Origin of the sequence: Demequina aurantiaca, assembly GCF_050598105.1 — a bacterium.
GTDB classification, from domain to species: domain Bacteria; phylum Actinomycetota; class Actinomycetes; order Actinomycetales; family Demequinaceae; genus Demequina; species Demequina aurantiaca_A.
On sequence record NZ_CP192436.1, the window covers coordinates 1,428,220 to 1,440,140 of the forward strand.

The following is an 11,921-nucleotide window of genomic DNA, read 5'->3' on the forward strand; positions in this document are numbered from 1 at the left end:
TCCGCTAGAGTTTGCCCATGGCAAAGCTCTACTTCCGCTACGGCGCGATGAACTCGTCCAAGACCGCACTGTTGCTGACGGCGGCGTATAACTACGAGGAGCGCGATCAGCACGCGGTGATCGTCAAGCCCGGCATCGACACCAAGGCGGGCGAGTCCGTCTCTTCACGCATCGGCGTCGAGCGCCCGGTTGACGTGGTGCTAGGCGCCGAGGACTCCCTGATCGAGGCATTGGAGCGTCATAGCCCGCTGGCCGGCATCAACGCGATCTTCATCGACGAGGCTCAGTTCATGACGCCGGCGCAGGTCGACGAGGCTTTCGTGATCGCGGTGCGCCACGGCGTGCCCGTGCTTTGCTACGGGCTGCGCGGGGACTTCATGACCCACTCATTCCCGGGTTCCCTGCGCCTGCTTGAGATTTCTCATTCAATCGAGGAACTCAAGACAATCTGCCGATGCGGGTCCAAGGCGATTTTCAACGGCCGGGTTATTGACGGCGAATTCGTGTCCCGAGGCGTTCAGGTGGCGATCGATGGTCAGGAGACCGCCTATGAGTCGCTCTGCGGTCGGTGCTACCTCGACAAGGTCGGGGACGTGCGGAGCGCGGGCGCGTGACCCAAATTGCCTCCTAAATTGGGGCTATCGCTCGGCGCGTGAACGATATATCGTTGAGTATCGTTCACGATACAACTAGGAGGTCATCATGGGCAGTTCATTCAAGACAACGGGGTTCGACACCAGCAAGGGCGCCGAGGGAGTGTGGCAGGCGATGGATCAGTTGCGCGCCACCTTCGAGAAGCGCGTGGGCACGCGCATGGGCAGGGGAGACGTCCGCGCTGCGGTACTGGCGCTGCTTTCCGAGTCGCCAATGCACGGTTATCAGATCATTCGTGAGATCGAGGAGCGTACCGACGGAAACTGGAAGCCGAGTGCCGGCTCTGTCTACCCGACGCTCCAGCTCCTGGCCGACGAGGGCTTGATCACCTCCGAGGAGTCCAACGGACGCAAGACCTACACGCTGACCAACGCGGGCATCGAAGAAGTCGCCGGTTCCGGGGAGTCTGCACCCTGGGCGAGCGCCACCAACGCGGAGCCAGGCTTCACCGGTCTGCCCAAGGCGGGCGTCGAACTGGCGCAGGCCGCCGCTCAGGTGGGCCGCACCGGCACGCCCGCGCAGGTCAAGGAAGCCATCGCGGTGCTCGAGGATTCTCGCCGCCGCATTTACGCCATTCTCGCTCAGGACTGACCCGGGTGACCTCAACTCGTCGGGCTCAGCCAGTCTCAGTTCCGGGCGCGGGAAGCTCCCGCGCCCGGTACCGGCGCATCATGAGGTTTGCCAGCTGGAATATGGCGACGATCTGGTGGTACGAGATACTGCTGCCCGGCATCGGGCTCGGCCGCCTTTCCGAACGCACCCGCGACAAGCGGATGCAGAAGGTGGCGCGACGCTTTCATGCGCTCGCAGTGGATCTCGGCGGCCTGATGATCAAGGTCGGGCAGTACATGTCGTCGAGGCTCGACGTGTTGCCGCCCCAGATCACCGCGGAACTCGAGGGGCTCCAGGACGAGGTCCCGGCGGTGCCTTTCGACCAGATCCGCGCCCTCGCCGAGGCGGAACTTGGCGCTTCGCTCGAGCAAGTATTTGTGTCAATCGACGAGACACCCGTAGCTGCCGCGTCGCTGGGACAGGCCCACCGCGCTCTGCTCGGTCCGGGGGACGCCGCAGACACAGGTTTTAGCAGGGTGATCGTCAAGGTCCAGCGCCCCGGCATCGACGAGATCGTGGCCGTCGACCTGGCCGCATTGCGCAAGGTGGGCAAGTGGCTCGACCGTGTGCGTGCGGTGTACAGGCGCGTCGACATGCCCGGCCTCATCGAGGAGTTCGCGGCGACCAGCCTCGAGGAGATCAACTACCTTCACGAGGCGGCTAGCGCGGGACGATTCTCGGAGAACTTCGCGGGGGACGAACGCGTGGCGGCACCCGCCATCGCCTGGGAGCGCTCCACGCGAAGGGTGTTGGTCCTCGAGGACGTCACAGCGATCAAGATCACCGACGTCGTGGCCCTGCGCGCTGCGGGCATCGACCCCAAGGACGTGGCACCCGTCTTTGCCGAGGTCATGTACGACCAACTCTTCAATCACGCCTTCTTCCACGCCGATCCGCACCCTGGCAACATCTTCGTCACCCCCATCGCCGATGCAGGGGATAAGCGGCCGTGGAAACTTACCTTCATCGACTTCGGAATGATGGGCGAGATATCGTCGAGCACCCGCACCAACCTACGCAAGCTCCTGATCGCCGCCGCGACACGCGACGGCAAGGGGCTCGTTGAGGCGGCCCGCGCGATGGGGGTGCTGTTGCCCTCGGCCGATACCGCCGACCTCGAGCGCGTGTTGACAAAGCTGTTCGCGAGATTCGGCGGCATGGGCTTCGCCGAGTTGCGCGAGGTCGATCCGCGCGAGTTCCGGGAGTTCGCGGTGCAGCTCAACGACGTGGTGCGCACCATGCCGATTCAACTGCCAGGGGACTTCCTTCTGGTGGGCCGCGCGATGTCGCTTACGTCGGGAGTGTGCAGCGCCCTTAATCCCGCCTACAACCTGTGGGACTCTGTCGAGCCGTTTGCGACCCAGTTGCTGAAGGACGAGAGCGGCAACGTGGTGCAGGACCTCGCGAAGGACGCCATGGAGATCGCGAGCGTTGCGTGGCGGCTTCCCAAGCGCCTCGACGGCATCCTCGACCGGGTGGAGGACGGGAAGCTGGCCATCACGACACCCCAGCTCGACACGCGCCTCGACCGCCTAGAAGGGGCCGCGAAACGCCTGATGTCGGCGTTACTTTTTGGCGCGCTACTTTTCTCCGGTGCCGTCATGCGCTCAGATGACAGATGGCTCAGCAACGCGCTGATGATCGGGTCCATGGTGCCGTTGTTCCACACCCTGTTCGCGGGGAACCGTCGCCGCTGAGCCCGGTTTGGCTGGCGTAGAGCGATAAAATCCACTTTCCGGTGCTGGGGCGGCTTGGCCCATGCGCGACAGGTCTTGAGGAGCGACGATGGCAAACGAAATCCCTGACGCGCACGTGGTCGCGGACGCCGCGGCGTGGCGCGCATGGCTCGACGACAACGAGGCGACGTCGGATGGGGTGTGGCTGGTGCTCGCCAAGAAGGGCACGGAACGGCCGACATCCCTGCGCTACGACCAGGCGCTGGAGGAGGCACTGTGCAGCGGCTGGATTGACGGGCAACGGCGCAGTCGAGACGCCACCACCTTTCTGCAGCGCTTCACGCCCCGCCGCAAGGCCTCCCTGTGGTCGCAACGCAATGTGGGGCTGGTGGCGGACCTCGCCGAGCAGGGCCGCATGCGTGAATTGGGTCGGTCCGAGATTGATCGTGCCAAGGGCGACGGTCGCTGGGAGCGGGCGTACGCGGGGCCCGCGACCATACAGCCCCCCGCCGAGCTTCTCGCCGCGCTTGAGTCGTCCCCGGTTGCGGAGTCCGCTTTTGACGCTCTTTCCAAGAGCGAGCGTTTCGCGGTCATTCACCCCCTGGTCACCGCCCCGAACGAGGCGACCCGCGACCGGCGCATCGCGAAGGCTCTGCTGCGGCTCTCCGAGGGCCATGCCCGGTCAAGCGAATAGCGGGGGAGCGCCGCAGTCCCGTCGGTGCCGTGGGACGATGAGGTCATGAAACGCGACGTGAGTTCGGTCCTGACCCTGGACGTGACATCGACCAGCGACCTGGTGCTATCCATCGCCTGCGCGGACGTAGCCGCCTTGGGCGGCACCGAGGAGCTAGTGGTCGAACTCGACGGCGCCTCGCTACCCGTAGCGGAACTCCAGGACCGTCACGGGACCCGGCTGCACCGGGTCACCACTGGCCCGGGCGCCGTCAAGGTCCGCTACTCCGCAAGCCTGCCGGGCCGTGCGAACCCGGAGCCGGTCGAGGAGGCGGACGTCATTCGCTACCTGCGACCTAGTCGCTACTGCGAGTCGGACTCCTTAGGTGCGACGGCGAACGCGACATTCGCGACCCAAAACGGCATGGAACTGCTCGAGGGCGTCGGCTCGTGGGTGGGAACGCACCTCGCGTACGTGTCCGGGTCGAGCCTTCCCACCGACGGTGCCGTGCGGACGTTGTTGGCACGGGAGGGGGTGTGCCGTGACTTCGCTCACCTGTGCGTCGCCATGCTGCGCGCCAAGAATGTGCCGGCGAGGTTGGCGTCTGTCTACGCGCCGGGCCTCAGCCCCATGGACTTCCACGCTGTGTGCGAGGCATACGTCGACGGACGCTGGCTGGTGGTTGACCCCACCACCCTCGCGCCCCGCGAGTCGATGGTGCGGATCGCGACGGGTCGGGACGCGGCGGATACCGCATTCCTGACCATTCTGAGTGGCACCTTGACGCTGGAATCCATGTCCGTCATGGCGGTAGTGGACGAGCTACCGCGCGACGACGTCCGTGCGGCGGTCCAACTCGGGTGACCGAATCAGTCTCGACCACGCTTGGTTGAAACGGCGCCCAGTGAATCGCGTGGGAGTAGCGGTTACTCCTTGGTGAGAGCGGTCTCGACCGCCTGGAGCGCCTCGGGCGCCTCCGGAGCAACAAAACCGCCCACCTCGGGGGCGACGTACTCGAGGTGCCAGAATTCGGGCTTCGAGCCGCCGGGGCGGGCCCAAGCGGGGTGGACCCAGCCAAAGCTGGCTCCATTTGCCGTGAGCCAGGCGGCCGAAGCGACGTCTAGATCCACTGCCATCCCCCAGCCGTGGTTGGACGTCCCGGGGACCGCCGCGGTGCTGGGCTTGCGCGCCCGCGTCGTCACCTGAAGGCCATAGGAGCGGTACGAGTCGGTCATCGACAGGTGGCCGCCCGTCTGAGAAAAGTACTCGGCATCCGCGAGTTCGAGCGCCGCGGCCGCGTCGCACTGCAGGTACTGGCCCGGTGCGAACGACACGGCGCACAGGCTTCCACTCGCGAGGCGCCCGTTGGAGCCGCTCACTTCAGTGGGCGTGCCGACCCAGCCGTTGCTGCGCGAGGCGACGTACTCGCGGTTCTGCGCGGCGTAGGCGTCGCGGGCGCTTTGAAGCTCGGCGGCATACTCTTCCTGGCTCTGGTCGTTGAGCGCCGCGCGTCGCTCGTTCTCAGCGTCGACCCATGCCAGGTGCGACGCGCCAGCGGCCTGAATGGAGCGCTCGAGCGCGGTCGCCAGGTCGGCGATCACCGCGAAGCCGGCTGTCACCGCCGCCGCGTCCGCCCGATCGACCGCGCCCGCGCTGATGACCGATCCCTCTAGCGCGGCGGTCGCGGAGTGAATGTTGCTGATGGTGGTCGAATCCATCACGTTGGTCTCGATTGCGTCGAGGAGCGCCGCGGCGGATTCTATCGAGGCCGGTACCTGGGCCACGGCGTCGTCTAGCGTCTTCGCGTTGCGGACCAGGTGCGCGGTGTCGGTGGCGTCCTTGACGGTCGCCGCGCTCGCTTCGACCTTCGCGAGCGACTCATCGAGAGCGAGGCCGACCTCAGTCAACTTGGCCGTCACCTCTCGCGTGGACGAGAGGTCTTTGACGTCGCCGTCGAGAACCTTGGAGACCTCGTCGTCCGTCACGACGCCCGATAGCGCGGTGTCGGGGGTCTCTGCAGGCTTGGCCGAGTCTGTAGCCGGGTTCGGGGGCAGGATGGTCGACCCCCGCATGAGGGTCGCGGACTCGAGGTCCACGGCCATCGCGTCGACGGGCACGTCGTGGTCTGCGGCCACGCTGAGGGCGTCCGTCGTGGCGAGGGACAGGGTCTCCGAGGCGGTGCGGACCTGGGCGTCAGTGGCTACGTGGGCCGCTTCGTTGGTCAGGCTCTGGGCCCGCGCGAGCGACGCCTCCAGCTCCTGGCGCTTGTCGTCGACGTCGCGCGCTGCGGCGACGGCCTGTCCGACGGCGCGGTTGGTCTCGAAGGCGTAGGCGCCGCCGGTGAAGACGTAGCCGGCGCCAAAACACGCGAGTGCGACTGTGGCGGTGACAACTGTGGTCTTGCGGATCGGATGACTCATAACTCTCGTAAACGTAGGGGGCAGGTACTGCTCACTAGGCGCGGCTGTGCCACGCAATCACTGTGAGTTGCGGCTCTCGTCGGCGCGGGTGTCGCCGCGGTGCTGGCACGCGGCTCAGAGCCACCGCGCGCATAGTCCAGAAAATGAAACCAGGCCCGCGCCAAATTGGCGAGGCCCGATATTTCAAGAACGAGTGCGACACTGCTTCAACGGCTCGGCCGCCCGAATTGTTCCCTGGGCGGTGTAAGGGTAGTGCCCTACATCCACTTCTTGCGCTTGAAGAACCAGTAGAGAAGGCTCGAGAACACGACCATCATCAGTAACGCCGCAGGGTAGCCCCACGTCAGATTCAGGCCCGGCATCCCCACAAAGTTCATGCCGTAGATGGCTGCGATGAGGGTGGGGACGATGAAGATGGCGGCCCATCCTGAGATCGTCTTCATATCCTCGTTCTGCCGCTGGCCCACGAGCGTCGCGTTAACGGCCAGGATTTGAGTGAGCGCGTCGCGTAGCTCGACGATCTCGGCGTTGATGCGAGTGAGGTGGTCGGAAAGGTCGGCGACGTAAGCGCGAAGCTCCTCGGATAGCCCGAACCGTTCAAAGCCGGTGGAGAAGGCGTTGACAACACCCGTCAGCGACGCCGACGCCTGCTTGAGGTCGATGACCTCCTGGCTTAGCCGATAGATGCGCTCGGCGGCCGCGGCGTCACCGCTGAACACCTGCCGTTCAATCTGGTCTTTGTCCACGTCCAGGCCCTCGAGTACCGGGACGTAACCGTCGATGATGCCGTCCAGCATCTTGTACGCCACCGCCTCGGGCCCCAGCCGGAGCATCTGCTGGTCGGCCATTAGGCCCCAGGCGAGGCCGATCTGCACCACGTCCTCCTCGCGCTCGAAGGCGGCGACGTCTGTTCCGTCCACCCAGAGCCCGTCCTGGCACAGCACCACCACGGCGTTGGGCCGCAGCAGGATGTGGAACTCGGCGAACTCCACGCGCTCATGGGCGTCCAGGTACCAGGCCGACCGCGCGACTATGAAGACCACGTCGCCGTAGCGCTCGAACTTTGGGCGCTGGCGCCCCTTGGTAAGGTCCTCGACTAGCAGTGGGTGCAGATCCCATGCCGCGGTCAGTTCCTCGATGACCGACGCGGTGGGCTCCGCGTAGAGAAGGAGGCTGAGGTTCTGGGGTTCCGCGTGAGCGAAGTCCAACGCGTCCTGAACCGTGGCGCCGGCGGGGGCGCGGGAGGCGATGCCGTCCACGACGTAGCGAGCGACCCTGGCGCCGCCGGCCGATGGGGGCCTGTCGGGAGAGCTAGCGGCCCGCGGCGTCCCGGCGTTGGTGAGGTGCGGACGGTGAAGCTTGCGTCGTAGCGATCCCATGATCCTTACCTCCGGTCGGTTGACTACCAGGGGCTAGCCTATTCATTCTGACGTCAGAGTGCGCCAGGTGGGGCATGATCGGCTCCCACGTTTGTTGCGCGAGTGGCTCGCTACGTATTTTCACGCAGGTGGCGCGCGGCCTCTCTTAGCGACGACACGACGACTTGTATCGCCGGGTCGGCCAGCGACGACTCCCTCATGGCGGTGAAAACGGTGCGCGCGGGCGCCTGGGGAAGCGAGTGGAGCGCCAAAGTCCCCGCGGCATCGGCGTGCATCAGGTCGGGTAGAAACGCGACTGCCTCCCCGGCGCTCACCAGTGCGATATGTGCCTGGAGGTCCACGGTCTCAAAGCGCACGTCCGGCTCGAAGCCGGTCACCCGGCACAGCTGCTCTGCGAAGTGGCGTGACGCCGCGCCGCGCGGCTCCATCACCCATGGCAGGTGGGAGCAGGAGCCGATGGTCGAACCCTCGTGGGTGAGGGGAGTGGCGAGCCTGACGGCATCGGCGACGAGCGTGTCGCGCACCAGGCCCGCGTAGTGGGGCGCCGAGTGATGCGGATACTCCTCGGCAACAACCAGGTCGAACTCCCGTGCCCACGTGTCCTCGAGCGCCTGGGCGGGCTCACTCTGCGTGACCTGCACCCGCAGGTCGGGCGCGGCGCGGCGCACGTTTTGCAGGGCCAGCGGCAGCAGCGACAGGGCCGCCGATTGGAACACCGCGAGCCTCACGGTGCCCGAGGCCCTCCCCGTCGCGCCTCGCACGGCCGATTGCGCACGCTCCAATGCCGACAGTACCTCGTCGGCCGATGCCGCGAGGCTCACCCCCGCGGGAGTCAGGACCAGCCTGCGGCCGACCCTCCGGGTGAGGCTCGATCCGGCCGAACGCTCTAGCGCGGACAGCTGTTGGGAGACCGCAGAGGGCGTGTAGCCGAGGGCGTCCGCCGTCGCGGCGATGGTCCCTCTCAGCGCGAATTCGCGCAGGGTTCGTAACTGGTTGGCGTCGAGCATTCTTAAGTTAAGCACAGGTGCACGGAAACGTGAAGAAACCTTAACTAGTGCTGTGGGGAGTGCTCGTGGAAACTAAGTTCATGACAAGTCCCCAAGTCGAGCCGTTGGCGCATGCCGCAGCCCATTCTCACTCTGACGTCGAAGCCGCCGTCGCGCAGGTCCACACGTGGCTCGATGCCGCCCATTCGCGCAGGCAGCGCCCGGCCGCGGCCTTGATGGCACGGGCGCTCGCCACGCCGGGCGGACTGCGGTATTTGACCGAGGTAGTTGACGGCGTGGTCCGCCCCGAGGACCTGCGGGTAGCCGCCCGCGAGTTGATCCGGGCGAGCAAGGATGCGGGGCTGCACCTCCCGCGCCCCATGGCGTTCATGACCAAGGTGGGCGCCGCCGTGGCGCGCGTCGCCCCGGTCCTGACCGTGCGAATCGCACGCAGGTTCATCCGCGGCCTGGTGGGCCACCTGGTGGTCGACGCGCGGCCAGGCAAGCTCTCCGCCAGCCTGCGACGGTTGCGCGCAGGAGGGGTCCAACTCAACGTGAACCTCCTCGGCGAGGCTGTCCTCGGCAAGCGGGAGGCGCAGCGCCGCGTAGAGGCCACGCTTGAACTAATCCGTAATCCGGACGTCGACTACGTGTCGATCAAGGTGTCAGCGGCCATCGCACCGCACTCCGTGTGGGCCTCTGAGGAGGCGGTGGACTCGATCGTCGACACCCTCACCCCGCTCTACGCGGCCGCCTTGAAGAACAACCGCACTTTCGTCAACCTCGACATGGAGGAGTACCGCGATCTCGACCTCACTGTCTCGGTGTTCGAGAAGCTGATGGCCCTGCCCGAATTTTCTACTCTGAGCGCGGGAATCGTCATCCAGGCCTACCTGCCGGAGTCAGGAGCCGCGCTCGAGCGGGTTCAGTCGCTCGCGGACCGGCGGGTGGCTGACGGCGGCGCCCCATTGCGGGTTCGGATAGTCAAGGGCGCGAACCTGTCCATGGAGAGGGTCGAGTGCGAGATCCGTGACTGGCCGCTAGCGACGTGGGGCACAAAGTCGGACTCCGACGCGCAGTACAAGCGGCTGCTAGACCGCGCCCTCACGCCAGAGCGAACGCGGACCCTCAAGGTGGGCGTCGCCGGACACAACCTCTTCGACATCGCCCTCGCCTGGGACCGCGCGGCCACCCGCGGCGTCATGGACGACGTGCAGTTCGAGATGCTGCTGGGCATGGGCGAGCACGTCGCCGAAGCCGTCAGCGCAGACATCGGCACGCTGCGCCTCTACACGCCCGTGGTGGATCCCCGTGACTTCGACGTGGCCCTGGCCTACCTCGTACGCAGGCTTGAGGAGGTAGCCAACCCGCAGAACTTCTTGTCGCGCCTGGCCACACTCAACACCAGTAAGGACCACTTTGACCGTGAGGAGCGCGCCTTCCGAGCCTCCTACTCCGCCTCGCTCAAGGCACAGCCGGTGTCGACGTACCGAGACATCGACCCGCGCCCGGCGGCCCACGCCGGCTTCGTCAACGTACCGGACCAGGACCCAGCCCGCGCCTCGGTGCGGCAGTCGGGCCGCGAGATTCTTTCTCTCGCGATCAGCTCTAAGGCGGGTCAGGACGCCCTCTCGGCGCGTCACTACGACGCGCCCGAGCCGCTCAGCAAAGTCATCGGGGCTGCCCGGGAGGCGGGGCTACGGTGGGGCAAGGTGCCGCCGGCGGAGCGGGCCGAGGTGCTCGAGCGCATCGCGGATCAGCTCGAGCTGCACCGTCACCTCCTGATGGAGGTGATGGCCTCGGAGGCGGGCAAGACCCTAGACCAGTCGGACCCCGAGGTGTCCGAGGCCATCGACTTTGCCCGCTACTACGCGGCCCGTGCGCGGGAGCTGGAATCGCTGGAGGGCGCCCGGCCCGTACCCCGCGCGCTCACGCTCGTCACGCCGCCGTGGAACTTTCCCGTGGCAATCCCGGCGGGTTCCGTGCTGGCGTCGCTCGCGGCGGGTTCGGCCGTCATCCTCAAGCCGGCCCGGGAGGCCAGGCGCTGCGGAGCTGTCCTCGCCGAGGCGATGTGGGCAGCCGGAGTGCCGGAAGACCTAGTCACGCTGATGACTATCAATACCCGCAAGGTGGGAGACAACCTGCTCACCGACGAGCGCATCGACCAGGTCATTCTGACCGGCGGGTTCGAGACGGCGGAGATGTTCCTCGCCAAGCGCCCGGGCATGCGGCTACACGCGGAGACGTCGGGCAAGAACGTGCTCATCGTCACGCCCAGCGCGGATCTCGACCTCGCGGTGAAGGATCTGGTGTCTTCCGCGTTCGGCCACGCGGGCCAAAAGTGCTCCGCGGCGTCGGTCGCCATTCTGGTGGGTTCGGTGGCCGAGTCGCGCCGCTTCCACGACCAGTTACTCGATGCGGTCGAGTCGCTGCACGTCGCGCACGCCACGGACATCACAGCGCAGATGGGCCCCGTCATAAGCGAGCCAGCGGACAAGCTGTTGCGCGGGCTCTCGGAGCTCGACGGCGACGAGCAGTGGTGGGTCGAGCCCCGCAGGCTCGGAGACGCGCTGTGGAGCCCAGGGGTCCGCGGGTGGGTCGAGCCGGGGTCATTCATGCACACCGTCGAGTGCTTCGGCCCGGTTCTCGGGATGATGAGGGCCAGCAGCCTTGAGGAGGCCATCGCGCTGGTCAACCAGATCGACTACGGCCTGACATCCGGAATCCACACCCTCGACGAGGGCGAGATCCGCCGTTGGATGGAGGGAATCCACGCCGGGAACCTGTACGTGAACCGCGGCACCACCGGCGCCATCGTTCAGCGCCAGCCCTTTGGCGGTTGGAAGCGCTCCGTCGTCGGTCCCACCGTCAAGGCAGGCGGCCCCCACTACGTGCAGACTCTTACCGGGTGGATCCCGCGGGAGCCCGAACCGGCAGTCGACGTTGCCGTTGATCCCGCGGTGGCACCGCTCGTCGACCTGGCCGGACAGCCGTGGGTCCTTCGCGCCGCCCAACTCGATGCCGCGGCGTGGACCAACCGGTTCGGAGTCGGCCACGACCCCACGGGGCTGACCAGCGAGCGCAACGTGCTGCGCTACCGGCCCGCGCCCACGGTGATTCGGTGGGACGGCGAAGATGTCGCCCAACTCGCCCGCGTCGCCGCCGCAGCCGTGGCCGCCCGCGTCGCGACCGAGGTGTCGTGCGCACTCGAACTGCCCGCAGCCGTACTCGCGGCCCTTACTCTCGCGGGCCTTGAGATGCGCGTCGAGGACGCCTCGACGCTCGCCGCCCGGGTGGCGGAGGTTCCAGGTGGGCGCGTCCGCACCGTTGGAGCGGTTGAGCCGGAGCTGCGCGGACGTCCCGATGTGGCGGTGTTCGACACTCCAGTGAGCGCGAACGCAGAACTGGAGATGATTCCGTTCCTGCGCGAGCAGGCCATCTCCATGACGGCCCACCGCTACGGCACTCCGTTCGCGCCAGCCGACTCCGTGGGGGATGAGCTGATCGCCCGCGGCTAGCGT

The 11,921-nt window shown here is 66.8% G+C and carries 9 protein-coding genes; 6 read left to right on the forward strand and 3 right to left on the reverse strand.

Translation table 11 applies throughout. The features are described 5' to 3' along the window. Positions 1–17: 17 nt before the first annotated feature. From ACQU6B_RS06380 to ACQU6B_RS06400, 5 genes are all read left to right on the forward strand, one after another. The gene (locus ACQU6B_RS06380) at positions 18–614 is read left to right on the forward strand and encodes a thymidine kinase (protein WP_430869202.1); all 597 of its coding nucleotides are present in this window, start codon (positions 18–20) and stop codon (positions 612–614) included. Between the two features lie 88 nt (positions 615–702). Next, entirely contained in the window at positions 703–1,245 is a 543-nt protein-coding gene (locus ACQU6B_RS06385; protein ID WP_430869203.1) for a PadR family transcriptional regulator, read from the forward strand. Between the two features lie 5 nt (positions 1,246–1,250). Then, on the forward strand, positions 1,251–2,963 hold the full coding sequence (locus ACQU6B_RS06390) for an ABC1 kinase family protein (RefSeq protein WP_430869204.1): 1,713 nt from the start codon (positions 1,251–1,253) through the stop codon (positions 2,961–2,963). Positions 2,964–3,051: 88 nt separating this feature from the next. Beyond that, a complete protein-coding gene (locus tag ACQU6B_RS06395; RefSeq protein WP_430869205.1) occupies positions 3,052–3,636 on the forward strand; it encodes a YdeI/OmpD-associated family protein in 585 nt (194 codons plus the stop codon). A gap of 45 nt (positions 3,637–3,681) precedes the next feature. Then, a complete protein-coding gene (locus ACQU6B_RS06400) occupies positions 3,682–4,479 on the forward strand; it encodes a transglutaminase-like domain-containing protein (protein ID WP_430866711.1) in 798 nt (265 codons plus the stop codon). A gap of 62 nt (positions 4,480–4,541) precedes the next feature. Here ACQU6B_RS06400 and ACQU6B_RS06405 read toward each other — a convergent pair whose 3' ends face one another. The 3 genes from ACQU6B_RS06405 to ACQU6B_RS06415 all read right to left on the reverse strand — a co-directional run bounded on the left by ACQU6B_RS06405 (position 4,542) and on the right by ACQU6B_RS06415 (position 8,436). Further along, positions 4,542–6,035 carry a M15 family metallopeptidase gene (locus tag ACQU6B_RS06405; protein ID WP_430866712.1) on the reverse strand — a complete coding sequence of 498 codons (1,494 nt, stop codon included), beginning with the start codon at positions 6,033–6,035 and terminating at the stop codon, positions 4,542–4,544. A gap of 257 nt (positions 6,036–6,292) precedes the next feature. Then, a complete protein-coding gene (locus ACQU6B_RS06410) occupies positions 6,293–7,414 on the reverse strand; it encodes a magnesium and cobalt transport protein CorA (protein WP_430866713.1) in 1,122 nt (373 codons plus the stop codon). A gap of 110 nt (positions 7,415–7,524) precedes the next feature. Then, positions 7,525–8,436, reverse strand: a complete 912-nt coding sequence (locus ACQU6B_RS06415) for a LysR family transcriptional regulator (protein WP_430866714.1) — start codon at positions 8,434–8,436, stop codon at positions 7,525–7,527. A gap of 65 nt (positions 8,437–8,501) precedes the next feature. Between ACQU6B_RS06415 and ACQU6B_RS06420 the strand changes: the two genes are divergently transcribed. Then, a complete protein-coding gene (locus ACQU6B_RS06420; RefSeq protein ID WP_430866715.1) occupies positions 8,502–11,918 on the forward strand; it encodes a proline dehydrogenase family protein in 3,417 nt (1,138 codons plus the stop codon). The last annotated feature ends 3 nt before the right edge of the window (positions 11,919–11,921 follow it).

Coding starts and splice junctions, on each gene's coding strand:
- ACQU6B_RS06400 (WP_430866711.1), top strand. CDS start 3,682: ATGAAACGCGACGTGAGTTCGGTCCTGACCCTGGACGTGACATCGACC.
- ACQU6B_RS06405 (WP_430866712.1), bottom strand. CDS start 6,035: ATGAGTCATCCGATCCGCAAGACCACAGTTGTCACCGCCACAGTCGCA.
- ACQU6B_RS06410 (WP_430866713.1), bottom strand. CDS start 7,414: ATGGGATCGCTACGACGCAAGCTTCACCGTCCGCACCTCACCAACGCC.
- ACQU6B_RS06385 (WP_430869203.1), top strand. CDS start 703: ATGGGCAGTTCATTCAAGACAACGGGGTTCGACACCAGCAAGGGCGCC.
- ACQU6B_RS06420 (WP_430866715.1), top strand. CDS start 8,502: ATGACAAGTCCCCAAGTCGAGCCGTTGGCGCATGCCGCAGCCCATTCT.
- ACQU6B_RS06380 (WP_430869202.1), top strand. CDS start 18: ATGGCAAAGCTCTACTTCCGCTACGGCGCGATGAACTCGTCCAAGACC.
- ACQU6B_RS06395 (WP_430869205.1), top strand. CDS start 3,052: ATGGCAAACGAAATCCCTGACGCGCACGTGGTCGCGGACGCCGCGGCG.